A 19,755-nucleotide genomic window follows, 5' to 3' on the forward strand; every position below is an offset into this window, starting at 1 on the left:
TTACCTACCTCCCTTGAAATGCACCTTCCGAAGAAGAACGATAAAAAAGATCCCGCCCCCGGCCGGAGGCCTGAGGAAGAGTTCCGTCCCTTGAAAAAACAATTCCGCCCCTGACCATGGTCATCCCCACCACGCCGAACAGGCGCCGTCCCTCGTACAGCCTGGCAATACCCTTCCCCGCCGTTTTCATCCTTGAAGCCCTCACGAGAAACGGTTCGTGAAGGTTCACCGCAACGAGGTCGGCGTCTGACCCCACGGAGATGGTTCCCTTTTGCGGGTACAGGCCGAAGATCCTGGCGGCGTTTGTGGAGAGAAGATCCACCATGCGCCGGAGGGAGAGCTTTCTTTCCCGAACGGCGGTGACGAAAAGGGGAAGCCGTTCCTCGAATCCCGTGGATCCCGCCGGGGCTGCAAAAATATCCTCCGCTCCCGGCTCCTTTTCGGAGAGGAGAAAGGGACCGTGGTCGCTTCCGATATAATCCACCGTGCCGTTTCTCACGTACTTCCACAGCGCTTCGCTGTCAGCCTTTTTCCTGATGGGAGGATTGAACTTGGCGAAGGGCCCGAGTGGAGCGGCGGACTCCTCGTCGCAGAAGAGGTACTGGGGGCATGTTTCCGCATATACGGGCCTTCCGCCAGCCTTTTCCCTCCGTATGAGCTCCATGGCCTCCGGGGTGGAGACGTGGCAGATGCCGAGCCGGACACCCGTCGACCGGGCAAAGGCGAGGACCTTCGCCACCGCGGAAACTTCAGCAAGAGGGGGCCTCGCCCTTCCGTGGGCGGCCAGATCCCTGCCGCCTCCTGCCCTCACATCCCGGGTGAAACTCCTGATGAGGTCGTCGTTTTCAGCATGGACCGCGCACAGTTTCCCTGTCTTCGCCACCGCTTCGAAGATTTCGAGAAGATTCCCGTCCCCTTCGGCGCAGGTTCCCTCGAATTCCCCTTCCCTTCCCGCATGGGGCCTGAAGAGAAAGGTTTTGAAGGCCGCCACGCCCCGCCCGGCCAGCCCGGCGATATGCTCCGGGCGGTTTCCTGCGGCCCCGTAGAAGCCGAAATCCACCGATGAACGCTCCGAGGCGCAGCGGCTCCTGTTTTCCAGAATATCCACGGTGTACTGGGGAGGGCTCGAAATCGGCATCTCCAGTATGGTGGTAATCCCTCCGGCGGCGGCAGCGGCCGATTCGGTGGCAAAATCTCCCCTCTCCCGCCTGCCGGGGTCCCGGACGTGGACATGGGTGTCCACACCCCCGGGAAACAGGGCGGCACCCTGGAGATCAATCTCGCTTTTTGCGGGCGGAAGAAAGGGAGTTCCGCCCATGGCCGCTATTTTGCCGTCAGAAATGGCCACTCCTCCCTCGACCAGGCCGCCGGGGGTGAAAACCATGCAGTTTCTGAGAACCACGTCAGCCCTGTTCACGGCCTTTCCCCTCTCTTTTGCGCCAGGCTGACTTTTTTCTCCATGGCCGATGCCGTTTCCAGCACCGCATCCACTGCTTTTCTCAGGATTTCTCCCTGGGCACGGTGTTCCGGCATGGTAATGCCCACGCTGCCGTAAGAGTTTTCGGCGGCGAAGAACAGGGGAGCGGCGATACCCGTCACGCCCGGATCGACAGCTCCCGTGGAAACAACGTATCCTGCATCCTTCAGGGAGTGATATCGTTCAAGAATTTTATGGGGGTCTGTTTCCGTCTTTGAGGTAAAGGAGGGAAGATCGGCCCGGAACAGAAACTCTCGGACCTGCTCCTCGGGCATTCCAAGGAGAACGGCAAATCCCGTGGCCCCTGCGTGGAGAGGAAAATGCTGGCCTATTTCCGATGAGATTTTCAGCCGCTGGGAGGACTCTATCTTGTCCACGCATACTGCGGCAACATTGTCCGACATGGAAAGAATGGCCGTTTCCCCCGTTTTTGACGCAAGCTCCTCCAGAAGAGGACGGACGGACTGACAGGAGGACAGCCCCTGGTCGGCAATGCGCCCGAGGGTGAAGACTTTGATGCCGAGGGTGTATTTCTCCGTGCCGGGGAGTTTGCGCAGCCATCCCGCGCTTTCAAGGGTGACGACCAGTCTATGAACGGTGCTCCGGTGAAGCCCGACCCTCCTGGCGATTTCCGGAATGGAGAGGGATGGATGGGGTTCCGCAAAAGCTTCCAGAATGCGCAGAGAGCGAAGGATGGAATGGTTGAGATATCTTGAAGGATCCATGAGGCCCTCCTTATGTCTCATTATGCAAGACGTTGCTTTATTACATGAAACATTATATGCCTCTTTCTTCGGGGCGTCAACGATTTTCCATTCTATATTCGCTTTTTTTTCAGAAAATAGACTCCCTCCCCTGAAAAAACCCTGCCGTGCCTCTCTCCCCCGGCAGTTCCGCCGCAGGAAGAAGAGGGGAGCAGGAGAAAAAATAGCGGAAGGGGCGTGATATAGGCTACAATAAGACAGCCTCCGGCGGGAGGAAGAAACGCCAGCTTTTCGCGATCCACCGCCGGGAGCGGATTCGCATTCCTTTCGGGGAAAGAGTCACATTCCAGGAGTGGAGGGGAAATATGAGAAATCTTTTTGAAGAACTTCTCGGGATGCTTGAGAAGGGGGCAAGGAAGGAACAGAGGTTCGACGGTGAGGAGTGGGGAACGCCTCCGCCAAGAGAGAGGAAAAAGCTGAACCTGGGCTTTCTCAAGTACGCGGTTCTGCTGATCGTTGCCGCCCTGGTGGCCTACCAGGGATTCTACATCGTTCCCGCAGGGTCCCGGGGCGTGGTCTTCAGGCTGGGAAGGGTCTCCGGCGTGGCGGATCAGGGCATCAACTTCAAGCTGCCCGTCATCGACCTCGTCACCATAGTGAACACGGAGCAGATCCAGCGTTTCGAATACGGCTACAGGACGGTGAACCCCGGCCCGCCGGCGACTTTTGCCGACCGGCCCGACGAGTCCAAGATGCTCACAGGGGACAACAAAATCGTGGAGATCGACTGGGTGCTCCAGTTCCAGGCGGGAGACCCGGTCTCCTTCGTGGTGAACCTCCCCGAGGACAGGGCCTACAGGGAAAAGATGATCCGGGACATCGCCGAATCGACCCTCCGGGAGGTCATCGCCTCCAGGGAACTTGACGACGTGCTCACCACCGAAAAGGAGGCCTCCCAGACGGAAGCGAAGAAGCTCATCCAGGAAAAACTGGATCTTCTCAAAACCGGGGTGTTCATCGTGGCGGTCCAGTTCCAGGACGTAACCCCCCCGAAAGCGGTCCAGGCGGCCTTCAGCGAGATCAACACCGCGAGGGCCGAGCGGGAGCGCATGATTCTCGAGGCGGACAAGTACTCCAACGAAATACTGTCCAGGGCGGAGGGAGAGGCCGACAAGCTCCTCAACGAGGCCGAGGCCTACAAGTTCCGCCGCATCTCCCTGGCGGAGGGCGAGGCGGCCAGGATCAGCTCCCTTCAGGACGCCTACCGGGAAAACCCGGATCTGGTGCTGAACAATCTCTGGCTGGAGAACATGGAAAAAATCTGGCCGCAAATGAAGGTATTCATTATCGACGCAGGGGAGAATGCCCTCCAGGTGCTGCCCCTGGACCAGTTCTTCAAATCCGCGGGAGCGGCGTCTCCCGACGGGAAACAGTAGGAGGGAACCGGGATGAAAAGAAAACTGTTTTTCCTGGCGCTGTTTGCGGTCTTCCTGGTGCTCTCCGGATGCTTCTACATCCTCCGGGCCGATGAACAGACCGTTGTCCTGAGGCTGGGAAAGGTGAACGCCACCAGGACCGATCCCGGGATGTACTTCAAGCTTCCCTTTGTCGACCAGCTCACGAGATACTCGAAGAAGCTGATAGAATACGATGCCGATCCCGTGGCGGTGGTCACCAGCGACAAGAAAAACCTGGTGTTCGATACTTTCGCCCTCTTCCGGATCTCCGACCCCGAGACCTTCTTCCGGAGGGTGCGTACGGTAGGTTCAGTCCAGCAGCGGCTGGACGACTCCATCTACTCGGCGGTCCGCATCGTGTCCGGGCGGCTCACCCTTGACGAACTGGTGAAGGACAGGCGGCAGTATGCCATCGAGCAGGCCACCTTCATCGCCCGGGAACAGGCGAAAGAATACGGGGTTGAAATCCTGTCGGTGGCCTTCAAGCGGGTTTTCCTGCCCCAGGACAACGAACAGGCGGTCTACCGCTCCATGCAGGCGGAACGGAACAGGGTGGCGGGGCAGCTTCGGGCGGAAGGCCAGGCGGAGGCCATTACCCGCAGGTCCATCGCCGACAGGAAGGAAGTGGAAATGATCGCCGAGGCGAGACGAAAGGCCGAGGAGATCAAGGGACAGGGCGACCGCACCGCCCAGGACACCCTGTCGAAGGCCATCGCCGAGGCGAAGGATCTCTACCTTTTCATCAAGACCATGGACTTCTACCAGACCGCCCTTCCGGGCACCCCGATCCTGCTCCGCCCGGGCGAGGGCATCCTGAAATATCTCAAGGGCGTGGGAACTCCGCCGGCGAGGAACGAATAGAAAAGCGGCATCAGCCTGATGCCGCCGAAAAAGGAGGAAGAAGAATGAACGAGTTTACCCCCTGGCACAACGAGGCTCTTGGAAAAAAGGTCGTGGAATCCCTGAAGAAAAACGGCTTTGAAGCGGAGTACTGCCCCTCCGCCGCCGAGGCCGCAGAAAAGATCCTGGCGCTTATTCCCGAATCGGCGTCGGTGGGCTTCGGCGGTTCCTGGACGGTAAAGGCCCTTGGAATCCAGGAGAAACTGGCCGGCAAGGGAAACACGATCCTCGACCACGGCGCTCCCGGCCTCTCCAACGAGGAGCGGCAGGACGTCAGGAAAAAGCAGCTCACCTGCGACGTGTTCCTCTCCGGAACGAACGCAGTGACTCTCGACGGAAAGCTCGTCAACACCGACGGGAACGGGAACAGGGTGGCGGCCATGATCTTCGGCCCCGGCAAGGTCATCGTCGTTCTCGGGACGAACAAGATCGTGAAAGACCTTGACGCCGCCGAGGAGCGCATCCAGATGGTCGCCGCCCCCGTCAACAACAAGAGAATCGGCCTGCCCAACCCCTGCACCCAGACCGGGCTCTGCATGAACTGCCAGACCGAGACGAGGATCTGCAACGTCACCACCATCATCAGCAAGCGCCCGAGATCCACGCCCTTCCACGTATTCGTCGTCGGGGAAGAACTGGGCTTCTAGCCGGACGCCTTCAGCGGGAAACAAAAACCCGGACCGGGTGAACCTCCGGTCCGGGTTTTTTCGTGTCCCTTCGGGATACTATTCCGCTTCCCCTTCCATCTCTTCGAGGATAGCGGCGGCGTCTTCGACAAGGGCAGGACACCGCGTACGGAAGAGGTTCAGTTCCTTCGCCTTTGCCAGCCCCTCCGGGGTGCTCGTGTCAAGCCCGAGGAGATCGCGGCAGAGAAGAAATCCGTTCCGCTCCCGAAACCGCCTGGTGAACTCCTCCACCTTCCCGTACACCGCCGCTCTCCCTGCCGCCGTGACGCACTCTTCGGACCCGTAGCGAAGCCCCAGGACCATAACGGCACCCGCCACGGCGCCGCAGGTGTCTCCCGTGCGCATTCCGCTTGCGAAACCGGAGCCGATCCGGACCGCCGTTTCCCTCGATATTCCCAGTCCTTTCCCGCAGGCCGCGAGAACGGCCTGCGCTCAGGCAAAGCCGTCAAGCATGAGTTGTGGAGCTTCCTGTACAGAACTCACAAAAACACCTCCCCGGAAAAATGGCCGAAATACGAAAAGAAAGGGGACGGAATCTCCGCCCCCTCTTTCTTCTTCACAGGAACGCTACTCGTTCACGAGCCCTTTCTGGAGAACGCCCAGGGCCTTTCCGAGCTCTACTGCATACCCGCACTTCACGCAGCTCCGCTCCACGGCGGCAATGGCCGAGACGAGGGTGTGCTTGTCGATGTTGCCCATGTGGCCCATGCGGAAGCCCTTGCCGGCGAATCCGCCCAGGCACCCCGCAGTCTGGGCGCCCTCGCCGGCGAGGACGGTGCGGAACTTGGCGTCGTCGATGCCGGAACCTTCAGGGTAGAGGTAGACGGAGAGCGTGGGCGCGCGGAAAGCCTTCTCCGCGGCGACCCTGAAACCGATGGCCTCAAGGGCGGCGTCGAACATGGCGGCCTGTCGGCGGTGGCGGGCATAGCGCTCCTCGAGGCCCTCCTCCTTCATGATGCGCACGGATTCCTTCAGCGCCCAGACAAGGTTGATGGCGGGTGTTCCCCAGTACTTCGAGGGATCGTGCATGACGGGGAGCCACTTGTCGAAATCGATGTAGGACTCGGGAATGGCACCGAGGCTCTTTCTCTTTTCCATGGCCTTCGCGCTGGCCCATACCATGGTCAGGCCAGGCGCCACGCCGAAGGCCTTCTGGGTGCAGGAAAGCACCACGTCGATGCCCATGGTGTCCATGTACTGGTCGGCGCCGCCGGAAGCGGCCACTCCGTCCACGATGTAGATGATCTCAGGGTGTTTCTTCATCACTTCGCCGATAGCCGCGATGGGGGCCTCGACACCGGTGGAAGTCTCCACGTGGGTCACCGTCACCACCTGGTACTGTTTCTCCGCCAGCTTCTTCTCCACCATCTCCGGAGTCACCGATGCGCCCCATTCGGCGGAGATGACATCGGTGTTGAGCCCCTTCCGGGTGCACATGTCGATGAACCTGTCGCCGAAGTAGCCGTTGGAGCAGATGAGGACGTTATCCCCCCGCTTCGTGGTGTTGGCGATGGCCATTTCCATGCCCATGGTGCCGGAGCCGGCCACGACGAACACTTCGCCGTCGCACCGCCACATGGCCTTCAGGTCGGCGATGACCTCGGAAAAATCCTTCACGAAAGCGGCATCGCCGAAGGCCACGGTTTCCCTGGCCATCTGGTCCTGGATGGAACGCACCACGGGTGTGGGTCCGGGTATCATGACGAGCTTGTTGGTCTTGATCATACTGTCTTCCTCCTTCTGGTTTCCCTTTTTCTTTTATCCGGCGGACCGCCCGCCGGAACACGGACATGCTTCAAAGCACGAAATTTCCCTGCCGATGGCCTCCGCCGATCGTACAACGAGAGAACCATATTTCTCCAGGAGATCGGCCGGAAACCGGTACACCGGCGCGGAGACGCTCACGGCGCCCCTAGGCCTTCCCGAGCCGTCATGGATGGCCGCTCCCACGCAGCGGAGCCCCTGTTCGTTCTGCTCGTCGTCCACGGCATATCCCCTGGAACGAATGTCGGGGAATTCAGCGGCAACTTCGTCGGGAACAGGCTCAGGAAGTTCTTTCAGATCGTCCGGGGACATCCCGGCGAGAAGGGCCTTTCCGGCGGAGAGGCGGAAAAGGGAGGCCCGGCCGCCGATGCGGGAGTGCATGCGCACCTGGTAGGGGCTTTCGATCTTGTCCAGGTAGTAAAACTCTCCCCTTTCGTAGACGAAGAGGTGGACCGTTTCCTTCGTTTCGTTCCTGAGGGAGAGAAGGTGAGACCGGGCGGCCTCGGCAAAACCCACCTGGCTTCGGTAGGCATCCGCCAGCAACAGCGTCACGGGACCGAGTTCGTACTCGCCGCCCCGGTTCAGGACGGCCCGCTCGGCCTCGAGGCTGTCGAGAATGCGGTACACCGTGGCCTTTGGAAGAGAGACGGAGGATGCAATCTCCGTGATGCCCAGAGGCCGTTTCTCCTTCGCCAGGTGGACCAGTATTGAAAAAGCCCGTGAGATGACCCTGATGTTTCCGTTTTCCATTGTCGTTTCGCTCCATGGATTTTTTATCCGCAATGCAAAATGCATTTTAGCCATTCGTCCGCCGAATGTCAAGGACAGCCGCAGCGGCCGAAAAAAGCCTCTGCCGCAGTAGGGAAAAGGAGGAATGAAGGTGAATGGATTACAAGCCCGGGATTTGCGTGAGGGAGAAACCGTCAGACCCTGACGAAATCCACCATGTAATTGTGCCCGTAGATCCTGGCGCACCTGGGGCAGGTGGTAAAGAAGAAAAAATGTTCCTTCGGTGTCTTGTCTATGCTTCGCAGCCAGGCATCTGCCTCCGCCATGAATTTCGGGACGTCGTTGTACGGTCCGTCGAAAACCCTGCAGATGAAGGTTCCGGAGAATGTGACCATATCCTTCTCCAGGTCGGGGTGCACGCCGGTCACTGCAAGATAATAGCGCGACTTCCACGGCGAAGGGTCATGGACCAGCAGAAGGAAATCCTCCATGTCCGGCGCTATGGAGTATTCCTGCGCCCTCTGCCACAGGCGGGTCATCGTCCTGTTGACGAGCCGCGGGAAAGGCATGTGGAACAGCACAGGCATCGTCGCCGCCAGAAAAGGCTTCTCATTCCACTCGTTTGTCTTCCCATCCCAGGGTTCCGGGTCAAACCGGGGGCAGCACGGTGTTTCTTGCATTTTCGGAAACCTCCTTGCGTTATTCAGTTTTTTGCAGCACCTCGAATACAAGCCCGATACCCTCATCCTGCCGGAAGGAACTCAGGCGGGGAGAGATCCGGTTGTTTTCAAATCGCCGGAAAGGTCGTTCGATGAGGGGCATGGGACCCACCGGCGACCGGGGCGCAAACATATAGTAAACTGTTTCCCCTTTTTTGCAAGAGTGAAAATCTCCTTTCCATTTCTCTTATCCGCCCGGTGACCGTTGTATTTCGGGCCGGGCGGGCCTGAGCCATGATTCGTCCAATCGGTGCACACTGAGGAAACAGGGAGGAAAGGTACTATTGTTCTATCTGTCAGAACGTTATTTTGTCCTGTCGAACATTGACGAATTCCCTCTTGGTCGGTAATATGGAATCCGAGCCGGGAAACCGCTCTCTTTTTTCTCACCGGAGAAAGGCGTGATGCCCATGCGTATACCCTATGATGAAATGAAGGAGACTTTCGAAAAAATCCTCCTCAAGTACGGCTTCCCCGAAAAGACGGCTGCCCGGGCAGCCGTGATGTTCACCGACAACAGCTGCGACGGCGTCGCCTCCCACGGACTGAACCGTTTTCCCCGGGTTCTTTCCTATATTGCGAAGGGACACATCGACCCCCATGCCGAGCCTGCCCCTGAAGCCTCCTTCGGCGCCCTGGAGCGCTGGAACGGCAACCGGGGAATGGGGTGCACCAACGCAGCGGCGGCCATGGACAGGGCCATGGAGCTCGCCGGGCAGTACGGCCTCGGGTGCGTTGCCCTTGGAAACACGAACCACTGGATGAGAGGCGGATCCTACGGGTACCAGGCGGCGAAGGCGGGCTTCATGGCCTTCTGCTGGACCAATACCACGCCGAACATGCCCCCCTGGGGGGCGAAGGAATGCCGGGTGGGAAACAATCCCCTGGTCATGGCCTTTCCCTGGAAGGACACTCCCGTGGTCATCGACGGCGCCCTGGCCCAGTACTCCTACGGCGCCCTCGACGGGTACAGGATGGCGGGAAAGCAGCTCCCCTTTCCCGGCGGGTACGACCGGGAGGGAAAGCTGACCACCGACCCGGCGGCCGTGCTGGAAACCTGGCGGGTTCTGCCCATCGGCTTCTGGAAGGGCTCGGGCTATTCCCTCGTGCTGGACCTCATCGGGTCGGTGCTGTCGAAGGGGAACTCGGTCCACCAGATCGGGAAACTCGGCGACGAGATCGCCGTGACCCAGGTCTTTCTCGCCTTTGACGTGGAAAATACCTCCGGAAAGGAATATGCCGAAACAGCGGCGGCGGCCATCCTGGAGGATTTCAGGAGTTCCGAGCCGGCGGAGCCGGGAGGAAGCTATTACTATCCGGGCGAAAAAGCGGCCCTCACCCGGAGGGAAAACCTCGGGAAGGGAATTCCCGTAGTGGAGGAAATCTGGAACGATCTGCTGAAGGAACTGAACTGACACCGGAAGCTCTTTGCGGCAATCCCGCAAAAATTCACATACGAAAGGGGTACCAAACATGAAGAAACCTGTTGTACTGCTCCTCGCTGCTGTACTTGCGCTCGTTTTCGTCCTGCCCGTGCAGGCGGCTCCCCTGAAGCTGGTGGCGGCCCATAACCAGACCTCCCAGGAGAATCCCTACCAGTACGGAATGCTGAAGTTCAAGGAAGTGGTCGAGAAACTCTCGAACGGCGAAATCTCCGTGGACGTCCACGCCGGCACCATCGGCACCAACGAAGACGAGCTCGTGGAGAAGCTGAAGCTGGGCGCCGCCGACGTGGTGGTGGCCTCCCCCGGCTTCATGACGAAGATCGGCATTCCCGAGGTGGACCTGTTCTCCCTGCTGTACCTTTTCAACAGCTTCGACCACTGGGAGAAGGCCGTGGACGGCGAAGCCGGACAGACCCTCGCCAAAATCATCAACGAGAAGTCCAAGAACACCTTCCGTATCGCCGCCTACTGGTCAGCCGGCGTCCGGAACTACTACGGCAAGAAGCCAATCAACACCATGGACGACCTGAAGGGCATGAAGATCCGCACCCAGATGTCCGGCGTCGTGGCCGATTTCTGGAAGCAGACCGGCGCCATCCCCACCCAGGTTGCCTGGGGAGAGCTGTACCAGGCCCTGCAGCAGGGCATTGTGGACTGCGCGGAGAACGACTACACCAACTTCAGCCTTCTTGACCACCACAAGACGGCCAACGGCAAGTTCATCACCGAGACGGAGCACGACTTCACCACCCGTTTCGTCCTCATGAACGGCAGGAAGTTCGACGGCCTCACCGACCAGCAGAAGGAATGGATCACCGAGGCCCTGAAGCAGGCCACCGCCGAGGAACGGCAGATCACCTACGGCATGCTCTCCAAGTCCAAGGAGAAGGTCATCGCCGACGGCGGCACCGTGAACTCCATCGACAAGGCTCCCTTCATCGCCATCGCCGTTCCCATCCAGGACAAGCTCGCCGAAAAACTGGGCATCCAGGATCTCGTGGAGAAGGTCCGCGCCGCCGGGAAATAGAGCGGCACCCTGAAGCGAAAAATCCGATCTGTTCCCCGCGCTCCCGCCAGGGAGTGCGGGGAGTTCCTTTTTTTCGGAAGAGCCTGGTCCGCGGCAGGATTTCAAAAGAGGAGGAGAACCGTGAAAAAAAAGATCGAACTGCTGGTCCGCTTCCAGGAAACCCTGGGAATGGTCCTGCTCAGCATTTTCTTTCTGGCCATCCTGGTCCAGATCATCGCCCGCTATTCAGCCATACCGCTGCTCTGGACTGAAGAGCTGGCAAACTATTCCTTCATCTGGGCCGTCTTCATGGGGGCTTCCGTCATGGTCCACTACAAGGCCCACTTTGCCTTCACCTTTTTCAGTGACAAATTCCGGGGGAAGAAGGGCGCCGTCTACGACGTCTTCATATCCGCCGTTCTGCTCTGCTTCACCGTCCCCATGACCCTCTACGGAATTCGGGTGGTCATCGAGTTCTGGGACTACAACTGGATCACCCTCACGTGGGTCAAGATGGGGTATACATGGCTCTGCCTCCCCATCGCCGGAGGGGCCATGACGCTCTATCTGGCGGGCCACATCGCCGAGGATCTCAGGACGTTAAAGTCAGGGGAGGCCGTATCATGACAGCGTTTTTGATAATAGGTTCCTTCGTGTTGCTCATCACCCTCGGTGTTCCCATCGCCTTCGTCATCGGCATAATCTCCCTGGCAGGCATCTCCACCATCCCCTTTATCCCGAACCTCACAGTGTTCATGAAGATGTTCAACGGCCTCAACTCCTTCGTCCTCCTGGCCATCCCACTCTTTATCCTGGCGGCGAACATCATGAACCACGGAAAGATCACCGAGATGCTCGTGAAATTCTGCATCGCCCTCACGGGAAGCGTGAGGGGAGGGCTGGCCCACGCCAATATCCTGGTTTCCATGATCTTCGCAGGTGTTTCCGGGTCGTCCCAGGCGGACACCGCCGGGGTCGGCAAGATGCTCATCCCTGCCATGATCAAGACCGGGTATGACAAGGAAAATTCCGTAGGCGTCACGGCGGCGTCATCCACCATCGGCGTCATCATCCCGCCGAGCATTCCCATGGTAGTCTATTCCGGCCTCACCAACGCTTCCGTGGCCGCTCTCTTCATCGGGGGAATGGTTCCGGGAATCCTGGTCGGGCTTGTAATGATGCTCATCGTTCACATCCTCGGCGAGAGGAAAAATTTCCCCAGGTACGAGAAGGCGGCCCCCGGAGAAGTGGGCAGGCTCTTCAGGGAATCCTTTCCGGCCCTCCTGACGCCCCTCATCATTGTCGGAGGCATCACCACCGGCTGGTATACCCCCACGGAGGCGGCGGCCTTCGCATCAGTGTACGCAATGCTCATCAGCCTTTTCTACTACAAGACCCTCAGGATCAGGGAAATGCCTGGAATCATCAAGGAGACCCTGAAGCTCAGCTCCCTGTCCCTCTTCGCGCTGGCCACGGCCAGCGCCCTGGGGGAACTGCTTGGCTATTACAAGGCGTCTGAGCATGTCGCGGGCTTTTTCGCCGCCCACGTGGGGAGTCCCGAGATGTTCATGCTCATCGTCATCGCCTTCTTCCTCTTCGTGGGGACCTTCATGGACGCCATCCCCGCCATGATCCTCTTCATGCCGGTCATCCTGCCCTACGCCCTGAAGCTGGGCATTTCGTCGGTGCATCTCGGCGTGGTGGTGGTCATGACCCTCGCGCTTGGCCTCGTGACGCCTCCCTACGGATTATGTCTTCTTATCGCCAGTTCCATTGCGGACCTTTCCATCGAGAAATCGTTCATCGGCGTGCTGCCCTACATTTCCGCCCTCATGATCATCATCCTTGTGGTGGCCATGTTCCCGAACGTGGCCTTCTTCCTTCCGAAGATGCTGGGACTCATGTAGCGGGATCACCATAAGAGACAGGGGAGGACGCCTTCGGACGTCCTCCCCTCTTTTTTTGTACCTGTTTTCCGGAAAAGAGCCGCCCGTCAGTCGTACTGCCGTGCCGTCTCCTCGCCCCTCAGGACCCTGAAGGTTCCATCGGCAAGAGCCTTCATTTCGTCCTCTCCGGGGTAAATCTTCACCGGGGCGACAAAAGAGACCCTGCCTGCGATGAGGCCGGTGAACTCCTCGCTGTAGGCAAGACCGCCCGTGAGAATGACCGCGTCCACCTTTCCCTCCAGGACTGCCGCACAGGCTCCGATCTCCTTGGACACCTGGTAGGCCAGGGCCTCGAAGAGCAGCTTCGCCTTTTCGTCCCCCTCGGCCATTCGCCGCCGGACCTCCCGGAAGTCGCTGGTCCCGAGGTGGGCGACAATTCCGCCCCGGCCGGTGATCATCTTCAGCAGGGTCGGCTGGTCGTACCGGCCGCTGAAGGCGAGCCGCACAAGCCCGCCTGCGGGAAGGCTGCCCGCCCGTTCGGGGGAGAAGGGACCATCGCCGTCCAGGGCGTTGTTCACGTCGGTGACCCGCCCGTGGTCGTGGGCCCCCACGGAGATGCCGCCTCCCATGTGGGCAATGATGAAATTGCACTGTTCATAAGGCTTTCCAAGATCCGACGCCGCCCTTCGGGCCACGGACTTCTGGTTCAGGGCGTGGAAGATGGACCGCCGCTCGATCTCCGGCAGGCCCGAGTACCGGGCGAGGGGCCCCAGCTCGTCCACCACCACGGGATCCACGATGAAGGCCTTCCTGCATCCTCCTTCGTGGGCAAGGCGCACCGCCAGGGGAGCACCGAGGTTGCTGGCATGGGCCCCCCACTTGCAGGACCGCACATCGGCGAGCATTTTGTCGTTCACTTCGTAGGTTCCGCTTTCAATGGGCCTCAGCAGCCCGCCTCTCCCCACGACGGCGTCGAGCTCAGTAAGGGCGGTTTCGTGAGCCCCGAGACACTTCCGTATCTCCCCGAGCCGGAATCCCTCCTGGTCGGGAATGGAGGCGAACTTCCCGATGACGTCCGTGTCGTACCGCTGGGTTTCGCTCCACAGCTCTTTGCCGTCCTCGAAGAGGGCGACCTTGGTGCTTGTGGAGCCGGGGTTCAGCGCAAGAACCTTCATGGCCGGCCGTCTTACTTCTGGAAATCGGACAGGGCGACGGCGGCGGCGATGGAGAGAAGCTTCGCCCTGGCGGAGTCGGCCCTGCTGGTGAGCACGATGGGCGCCGACGCGCCGAGGATCAGGCCTGCGGTCTCGTTCTTCGAGAAGTAGACGATGGCCTTGGCGAGCATGTTCCCCGCGTCGATGTTGGGGACGATGAAGACGTCGGCCTTGCCGGCCACGGGAGAGACGATGCCCTTGGTCTTCGCGGACTCTTCGCTCACCGCATTGTCCAGGGCGAAGGGACCGTCCACGACGCAGTTCTTTATCTGGCCCCGGCGGTTCATCTGGGTGAGGGCGGCGGCGTCCAGGGTGGCGGGCATGTCGGGGTTCACCACTTCCACAGCGGCGAGTACGGCCACCTTGGGCTCGGCCACGCCGAAGGCCCTGGCCAGGTTCACCGTGTTCTGGGTGATGTCGGCCTTGGCGGCGAGGTCGGGGTACATATTGAAGGCGGCGTCGGACACGAAGAAGATCCGGTCGTACCCTTCAACGCTGTGGAAGTAGCAGTGGGAGATGGTGTTCTTGCCCTTCCGGAGCCCCACTTCCTTGTTGAGCATTGCCCTGAGGAAGTTGTTGGTGTGAATCTGCCCCTTCATGTAGATGTCGGCCTTCTTCGAGGACACCTGGGAGACGGCGGTGATGCCCATGGCGGGCTCGTCCCGCTCGTCAATGACCTCGTAGTTGGCGAGGTTCACGCCGGCCTGGTCGGCGGCGGCCTTGATCTTGTCCGCGTTGCCTACAAGAATGGCCTGGGCGAATCCGGCCTGCCTGGCCTCCTCGATGGCGGAGAGCAGCCCGGCCTCTTCGGCCATGGCTACGGAAATCTTCTTCGGGCCCTTTTCGGCGCCAATCTTCTTTGCATATTCAAGCAGCTGTGACAGTGAGCGGATCTGTTCCATTGAAAAATTCCTCCTCTGAAATTGGTCTGAATGGTTCAGCTCCGGGCAACTACGGCGCCCAGGGCGATTGAAAGCAGCTTGGTCTCCATGCTGTCGAAACGGCTGGTGAGGACGATGGGCTTCCGGGCCCCCAGGATGACCCCTGCGCCCTTGCCTCCTGTCATGTAGAGCAGCACCTTGCCCACGAAGTTCCCCGACTCGATGTCCGGGACCAGAAGCATGTCGGCGTTTCCGGCCACGGGGGAACTGATGCCCTTGATCTTCGCCGATTCCTCGCTCACAGCGTTGTCAAGCGCCAGGGGGCCGTCCACGATGCATCCCCGGATCTGCCCCCGCTCGTTCATCTTCGCCAGGGCTGCGGCGTCCAGGGTGGCCTGCATGTCGGGGTTGACGGCCTCCACTGCGGCAAGGGCGGCGATCCTCGGCTGGGGAACACCTATTTTGTGATAGCACGCAACCGCGTTTTCTATGATCTTCGCCTTGGCGTTCAGATCGGGGTAGGTGTTCATCCCCCCGTCGGAGATGCCGATGACCCGCCGGTTCATGGCAGGAATCTCGAAGAGGAAAAGATGGGAGAGAAGGGATCCTGTCCGGAGGCCCCATTCCTTGTCGAGGACCGCCTTGAGAAGGGTGGATGTCTTCACGAGCCCCTTCATGAGAAGGTCCGCCTCGCCGGAGGAGACCATCCGGACGCTCAGCTCCACCGCCTTTTCTTCGTTCTTCTCATCCACGATGTCGACCCCGGAGAGATCACACCCGTCATTCTCGGCGAGGGCACGGATTCTGGAGCCGTCGCCGACGAGCACCGTCTTCACCACTCCCTCCCGGCCTGCCCGGGCGACGGCGGCCAGGGCGTCGTCACCGTAGGGGCAGGCGAGGGCGAGGGTCATGGGCCGCCCCTTCCTGCTTTCTTCAAGGAGAAAATCCAGTTTCTGCATGGTCATGCCTTTTCGCCTCCCGAAATAAACCGGCCATAGATTTTGCATTCCTCTTCACCGCGGAGAACCCGGAGGGCCCCTTCCGCGAGGGCGGGCATTTCATCCTCACCGGGGTAGACCAGCACCGGGGCTATCCACTGGACCCTTTTCTGCACGGCGGCAACGAAGTCGCTGTCGAAGGCCACTCCCCCGGTGAAGAGGATGGCGTCAACCCTGCCGGAAAGGACCGCGGCCTGGGCCCCGATCTCCTTCGCAATGCCGTAGGCCATGGCGTCCAGGGCTTCCCTTGCACGCTCGTCGCCTCCGGCGGCCATGGCTTTCACTTCCCTGACATCCGACGTTCCTGTATAGGCCATGAGTCCCCCCCTGCCGACCATTTTCCGGAGCATGTCCTTTTCCGTCATGCTTTCGCCGAAGCACATCCGGACAAGATCCCCCGCGGGAAGGCCTCCCGCTCTTTCGGGAGAGAAGGGGCCGAACTCGTTGGCGTTGTTCAGGTCGGTCATCCGCCCCTTTTCGTGGGCGCAGACGGTGATGCCCCCGCCGATGTGGGCCACGACGAAGTTCAGTTCGTCCCATGGCTTCCCGAGGTCCTTCGCGGCCCGGCGCACCGTGGCCTTGATGTTGAGGGCGTGGCCCAGGGAGACCTTCGGCAGTTCCGGCAGGCCGGTGACCTTTGCCACGGGGTTCATTTCGTCCACCGCCACGGGGTCCACAATGAAGGCGGGAATGTTCCGGGGACGGCAGATGGCGTCGGCAAGGATACCCCCGAGGTTGGAGGCGTGCTCCCAGGGCTTGCCCATGCGGAGGCGCTTCAGCAGCGCGTCGTCCACGGCGTAGGTTCCGCCGGGGATGGGCTCCACGAGGCCGCCCCGGCCCGCCACCGCAGACAGTTCGTCAAAGGATGCTTCGTGGGAGGCCAGGGCCTCCTCTATGGTCCCGAGGCGGAAGGAAAACTGGTCGGCCACGGAGGGGAAGGCGGCGAGGGCGTCGGGGTCGTGGCGGACTGTTTCCCTCCATACTTCCGTGCCGTCGGAATACCATGCGATTTTTGTGCTGGTGGAACCGGGATTGATAGCAAGGATCTGAAAGGCCATGGCTCGTTCCTCCCCTTTGTGCAGCGAATCCTGTCTAAAGTTTTCTGATTCCGCATGTCGAAACTGAACTTATTATACAGTATATCCTTTTTTCGGGACACTTACGGAAGGAAAAGACGGTAACTTCCCCCGTCGAAGGCATACCCCTCCTCTATGACGGCAATACAGAGGTCCACCGCCTCCGGGTCGAACCAGGCTCCCCGGCGGGACCGAATTTCGTCAAGGGCGGCACCGATTCCCAGTCCGGGCCGGTAGGGCCTGTGGGAGGTCATGGCTTCCACCACGTCGGCCACGGAAAGGAAGCGGGCTTCCCGTCCGATGGCGTCCCCCCGGAGTCCCCTGGGGTACCCCGACCCGTCCAGGCGCTCGTGGTGCTGGACCACGATGTCCGCAAGAGGCCAGGGCAGATCCACGGAGGAGAGGATGTCCCACCCGTAGAGGGCATGATTCCGGATAATGGCAAACTCGATGTCGGTGAGCTTCCCCGGCTTGGACAGGATGGCCGAGGGAATGGTGATCTTCCCCAGATCATGGACAAGCCCCGCGTAGTATACCCTCTCCTGGAAAGCCTCGTCATATCCTCCCTTTTGTGCCATTTCCCTCGCCAGGCCGGCCACGTTGATCTGGTGCCCCACCGTATAGGGATCCTTCATGGCAAGGGCGTGGCCGAGAATCTCCACGATGCCCCTGGAGGCTCCGTCGAGCACCCTGCCGGTTTCTTCCATCAGATTCATCCGCTCTTCCCGGAGGAAAGCGCTTCCGGCAAGGTCGCAGTACATGGCCAGGAGAGCCTCGTCGCCGTGGGACAGGGCCAAGCCTGCGGACCGTAAGACCAGGAATCCTTTCACAGCTCCTCCTGAATAGACGGGCTGGATGTGCAGGGGCGCCCCCCAGACCTGCAGAATTTCTGCGGCAAAGGACGGAAGGGCAGCATCTCCCGGACCGGAACCTTCCAGGATCAGTCTTCCCTTTTCCCAGAGATGCCGGACCAGCTCATTGAGGGAATCCCGGGAAATCCCGGAGGAAAATTCCGGCGGCGACAGGGTTTCCACCATTCCTCCGGCAAGGGAGAATTCCCGGACGGGAAGCCCGTCTTCGTCCATCTCCACCAGGCATCCCTCCGGGATGCCGAGAAAGGCGGCGAGGTCCGCCAGGGAGCAAGGAACCCCTCCCCGGACCCCCTCCTCGAGAAGCCGGGCGGAGACGGAGGATATGAGAGCTTCTCTTTTCAGGTTTCGCAGCATCTCGTCCTCGGCCTTTTTCCGCTCCGAAATGTCCCTGTAGATGGCGAAGCCGGTAAAGGTCTCATCCCTCATGGGGAAAACCACTCCTATGATTTCCGCTGGAAACAGGGTGCCGTCCTTTTTTCTCCGGTAGGTTTCACCGGCAACGACCTCCCCGGAAAGCACCCTGGCGGAGATTTTTTCCGCCTCGGCTTTTATCTCGGGGGAATCCGCCACCACGGAGTCCAGGTTTTTTCCGGCCACCTCGTCGGGGGTGTACCCGAAGAGCCTGGTGAATCCATCGTTCACCGTCACGATGTCGTTGGCCCCGTCGAAGACCGCGTAGGCCTCCGGTGCATTGCGGAAGAGGCCTTCCCACTGGGCCATCTTCAGTTCCAGGTCCTTTTCCGCCGCCTTCTTCATCCGTTCGTTGACGAACAGGGCAAGGAGATAGACAAAGGCGGCCGAGAAAACCAGGGCGTTGGCGAGAAGGAGCTTCCAGTGCCTGTAGAGAAACGTCTCGGGCTCCGACAGAATAACCGCCCCTGCGGGGATGTCGAACCGGGAGAGGCCGAACCGGACCATCTCCCCGTGGTTGAACACAGGAGTCAGGTGCCGGTCCGTAACGGGGGGAATCTCCGAAGGAGGGGTTCCCTGCAGGATGCGGACCGCCATTTCCGCGGCCTGGGCCCCGTGCTCTTCAGCGATAAGAACGCTTCCGCCAAGGGCCCCACCCTCCACCATCATGGACCAGAGACCGAAGACCGGGAAGGGACCGGCGCTGTTGACAAGGCCGACACTCCTGGCCGGAGAATAGTACTCCCCTGCGTCATCCTGGAAATACACCAGCAGCAGCACCGCCGTGTCGGGAGGGAGCATGGAGAGTTCATACCGGAGATCCTCTCCGGAGAGACCGAGGAGATCGATCACCTTCAGCCGGTGGAGAAAGGGAGCCAGGGCTTTCCTGGCAAGGCTGACGGCCCCCATGCCGGAGATGGAAAGGTCGCTGACCAGGGCAAGGTTCCGGGTGCCGGGAAAGAGCCGGAAGATCAGCTCCACCGTTCCCGGGATGTCCATCACCTCGAGGACTCCCGTAACATGACTGTCTCCCCCGGCATCGATGAAACCGGGATTGTTCAGTCCGCAGAAGACCAGGGGAACGCCTGGAAAGAGTTCCCTGCCGTGGCGGAGCATAAAGACAAGGGCGTCGTCGTCGGAGCAGAGGAGGATGTCGGGGCGCTTTCCGGAGTATTTGGCACGAAAATACTCCGCGAAGGCCGCCGCCGAACGGACCGACATGATGCGCTTCGTGTCCATGTACTCCACGTCAAGATTGACCCTCAGGCCGCGGGATTCGAAAGTGCTTCGGATGCCCCTGGTAACACCGTCGGTCCACGGAAAACTGCTGTGATAGGAATTCAGAAGAAGGGCGGAATATGTCGTCCCGCTTCCGGAGGCGTACCGGGGAAGCAGAAGGAGAAAGAGCGCCAGAACCGCACTTCCCAGGTGGATACACACCGTCCTCTTCATCGCCTCTCCCCTTTCTCCGCCCGCGAAAAAAGCCCGTGCATATTTTCTATAATACCCTTATACTGCAAAGGTTCCAAG

17 protein-coding genes and 1 pseudogene are annotated in these 19,755 nt (G+C 60.3%); 7 read left to right on the forward strand and 11 right to left on the reverse strand.

Annotation, left to right across the window (positions count from 1 at the left end; genetic code table 11):
- Window positions 1-4: 4 nt before the first annotated feature.
- The gene (locus tag C8D99_RS06035) at window positions 5-1,417 is read right to left on the reverse strand and encodes a dihydroorotase (protein ID WP_243833851.1); all 1,413 of its coding nucleotides are present in this window, start codon (window positions 1,415-1,417) and stop codon (window positions 5-7) included.
- On the reverse strand, window positions 1,414-2,202 hold the full coding sequence (locus C8D99_RS06040) for an IclR family transcriptional regulator (protein ID WP_166670038.1): 789 nt from the start codon (window positions 2,200-2,202) through the stop codon (window positions 1,414-1,416). The genes C8D99_RS06035 and C8D99_RS06040 overlap by 4 nt, the downstream gene beginning before the upstream one ends.
- Window positions 2,203-2,546: 344 nt before the next feature.
- On the opposite strand from C8D99_RS06040, the gene hflK reads away from it, so the two are divergent.
- Genes hflK through C8D99_RS06055 form a run of 3 tightly spaced genes read left to right on the forward strand, consistent with a single transcriptional unit; the run spans window position 2,547 to window position 5,185 of the window.
- Window positions 2,547-3,617, forward strand: coding sequence for an FtsH protease activity modulator HflK (hflK, locus tag C8D99_RS06045; protein ID WP_133957232.1), 1,071 nt, complete (start codon window positions 2,547-2,549; stop codon window positions 3,615-3,617).
- Window positions 3,618-3,629: 12 nt separating this feature from the next.
- Entirely contained in the window at window positions 3,630-4,499 is an 870-nt protein-coding gene (gene hflC, locus C8D99_RS06050; protein ID WP_133957233.1) for a protease modulator HflC, read from the forward strand.
- Window positions 4,500-4,543: 44 nt separating this feature from the next.
- Entirely contained in the window at window positions 4,544-5,185 is a 642-nt protein-coding gene (locus tag C8D99_RS06055; RefSeq protein ID WP_133957234.1) for a lactate utilization protein, read from the forward strand.
- Between the two features lie 78 nt (window positions 5,186-5,263).
- On the opposite strand, the pseudogene C8D99_RS06060 reads toward C8D99_RS06055, so the two are convergent.
- From C8D99_RS06060 to C8D99_RS06075, 4 genes and pseudogenes are all read right to left on the reverse strand, one after another.
- Window positions 5,264-5,644: pseudogene (locus C8D99_RS06060) on the reverse strand (C-GCAxxG-C-C family protein); the annotation flags it as partial.
- A 147-nt stretch (window positions 5,645-5,791) separates the two neighbouring features.
- Entirely contained in the window at window positions 5,792-6,949 is a 1,158-nt protein-coding gene (locus C8D99_RS06065; protein WP_133957236.1) for a pyridoxal-phosphate-dependent aminotransferase family protein, read from the reverse strand.
- Window positions 6,950-6,982: 33 nt separating this feature from the next.
- Window positions 6,983-7,738, reverse strand: coding sequence for an IclR family transcriptional regulator (locus C8D99_RS06070; RefSeq protein WP_166670039.1), 756 nt, complete (start codon window positions 7,736-7,738; stop codon window positions 6,983-6,985).
- A 173-nt stretch (window positions 7,739-7,911) separates the two neighbouring features.
- The gene (locus tag C8D99_RS06075; RefSeq protein ID WP_133957238.1) at window positions 7,912-8,397 is read right to left on the reverse strand and encodes a hydrolase; all 486 of its coding nucleotides are present in this window, start codon (window positions 8,395-8,397) and stop codon (window positions 7,912-7,914) included.
- A gap of 443 nt (window positions 8,398-8,840) precedes the next feature.
- On the opposite strand from C8D99_RS06075, the gene yiaK reads away from it, so the two are divergent.
- The 4 genes from yiaK to C8D99_RS06095 all read left to right on the forward strand — a co-directional run bounded on the left by yiaK (window position 8,841) and on the right by C8D99_RS06095 (window position 12,794).
- Window positions 8,841-9,851: a 3-dehydro-L-gulonate 2-dehydrogenase gene (gene yiaK / locus C8D99_RS06080; protein WP_243833852.1), complete on the forward strand. Its 1,011-nt coding sequence runs from the start codon at window positions 8,841-8,843 to the stop codon at window positions 9,849-9,851.
- Between the two features lie 58 nt (window positions 9,852-9,909).
- A complete protein-coding gene (locus C8D99_RS06085) occupies window positions 9,910-10,908 on the forward strand; it encodes a TRAP transporter substrate-binding protein (RefSeq protein ID WP_133957239.1) in 999 nt (332 codons plus the stop codon).
- 120 nt (window positions 10,909-11,028) lie between these two features.
- Entirely contained in the window at window positions 11,029-11,514 is a 486-nt protein-coding gene (locus tag C8D99_RS06090) for a TRAP transporter small permease (protein WP_133957240.1), read from the forward strand.
- Window positions 11,511-12,794 carry a TRAP transporter large permease gene (locus C8D99_RS06095; protein WP_133957241.1) on the forward strand — a complete coding sequence of 428 codons (1,284 nt, stop codon included), beginning with the start codon at window positions 11,511-11,513 and terminating at the stop codon, window positions 12,792-12,794. The genes C8D99_RS06090 and C8D99_RS06095 overlap by 4 nt, the downstream gene beginning before the upstream one ends.
- A gap of 86 nt (window positions 12,795-12,880) precedes the next feature.
- On the opposite strand, the gene buk (C8D99_RS06100) is transcribed toward C8D99_RS06095, so the two are convergent.
- The 5 genes from buk (C8D99_RS06100) to C8D99_RS06120 all read right to left on the reverse strand — a co-directional run bounded on the left by buk (C8D99_RS06100) (window position 12,881) and on the right by C8D99_RS06120 (window position 19,677).
- Window positions 12,881-13,948: a butyrate kinase gene (gene buk, locus C8D99_RS06100; RefSeq protein WP_133957242.1), complete on the reverse strand. Its 1,068-nt coding sequence runs from the start codon at window positions 13,946-13,948 to the stop codon at window positions 12,881-12,883.
- Between the two features lie 11 nt (window positions 13,949-13,959).
- Window positions 13,960-14,889, reverse strand: a complete 930-nt coding sequence (locus tag C8D99_RS06105) for a bifunctional enoyl-CoA hydratase/phosphate acetyltransferase (protein WP_133957243.1) — start codon at window positions 14,887-14,889, stop codon at window positions 13,960-13,962.
- 35 nt (window positions 14,890-14,924) lie between these two features.
- Window positions 14,925-15,833, reverse strand: coding sequence for a bifunctional enoyl-CoA hydratase/phosphate acetyltransferase (locus C8D99_RS06110; RefSeq protein ID WP_133957244.1), 909 nt, complete (start codon window positions 15,831-15,833; stop codon window positions 14,925-14,927).
- The gene (gene buk / locus C8D99_RS06115; RefSeq protein WP_133957245.1) at window positions 15,830-16,924 is read right to left on the reverse strand and encodes a butyrate kinase; all 1,095 of its coding nucleotides are present in this window, start codon (window positions 16,922-16,924) and stop codon (window positions 15,830-15,832) included. Before buk (C8D99_RS06115) ends, C8D99_RS06110 begins: the two co-directional genes overlap by 4 nt.
- Before the next feature lie 101 nt (window positions 16,925-17,025).
- Complete coding sequence (locus C8D99_RS06120; protein ID WP_133957246.1) at window positions 17,026-19,677, reverse strand: ABC transporter substrate binding protein; 2,652 nt, start codon at window positions 19,675-19,677, stop codon at window positions 17,026-17,028.
- Between the last annotated feature and the right edge of the window lie 78 nt (window positions 19,678-19,755).

This window comes from Aminivibrio pyruvatiphilus, from assembly GCF_004366815.1.
GTDB lineage: Bacteria > Synergistota > Synergistia > Synergistales > Aminobacteriaceae > Aminivibrio > Aminivibrio pyruvatiphilus.

Coding starts and splice junctions, on each gene's coding strand:
- C8D99_RS06040 (WP_166670038.1), bottom strand. CDS start 2,202: ATGGATCCTTCAAGATATCTCAACCATTCCATCCTTCGCTCTCTGCGC.
- C8D99_RS06075 (WP_133957238.1), bottom strand. CDS start 8,397: ATGCAAGAAACACCGTGCTGCCCCCGGTTTGACCCGGAACCCTGGGAT.
- C8D99_RS06110 (WP_133957244.1), bottom strand. CDS start 15,833: ATGACCATGCAGAAACTGGATTTTCTCCTTGAAGAAAGCAGGAAGGGG.
- hflC (WP_133957233.1), top strand. CDS start 3,630: ATGAAAAGAAAACTGTTTTTCCTGGCGCTGTTTGCGGTCTTCCTGGTG.
- yiaK (WP_243833852.1), top strand. CDS start 8,841: ATGCCCATGCGTATACCCTATGATGAAATGAAGGAGACTTTCGAAAAA.
- buk (WP_133957245.1), bottom strand. CDS start 16,924: ATGGCCTTTCAGATCCTTGCTATCAATCCCGGTTCCACCAGCACAAAA.
- C8D99_RS06095 (WP_133957241.1), top strand. CDS start 11,511: ATGACAGCGTTTTTGATAATAGGTTCCTTCGTGTTGCTCATCACCCTC.
- buk (WP_133957242.1), bottom strand. CDS start 13,948: ATGAAGGTTCTTGCGCTGAACCCCGGCTCCACAAGCACCAAGGTCGCC.
- C8D99_RS06065 (WP_133957236.1), bottom strand. CDS start 6,949: ATGATCAAGACCAACAAGCTCGTCATGATACCCGGACCCACACCCGTG.
- C8D99_RS06085 (WP_133957239.1), top strand. CDS start 9,910: ATGAAGAAACCTGTTGTACTGCTCCTCGCTGCTGTACTTGCGCTCGTT.
- C8D99_RS06120 (WP_133957246.1), bottom strand. CDS start 19,677: ATGAAGAGGACGGTGTGTATCCACCTGGGAAGTGCGGTTCTGGCGCTC.
- C8D99_RS06055 (WP_133957234.1), top strand. CDS start 4,544: ATGAACGAGTTTACCCCCTGGCACAACGAGGCTCTTGGAAAAAAGGTC.
- hflK (WP_133957232.1), top strand. CDS start 2,547: ATGAGAAATCTTTTTGAAGAACTTCTCGGGATGCTTGAGAAGGGGGCA.
- C8D99_RS06105 (WP_133957243.1), bottom strand. CDS start 14,889: ATGGAACAGATCCGCTCACTGTCACAGCTGCTTGAATATGCAAAGAAG.
- C8D99_RS06070 (WP_166670039.1), bottom strand. CDS start 7,738: ATGGAAAACGGAAACATCAGGGTCATCTCACGGGCTTTTTCAATACTG.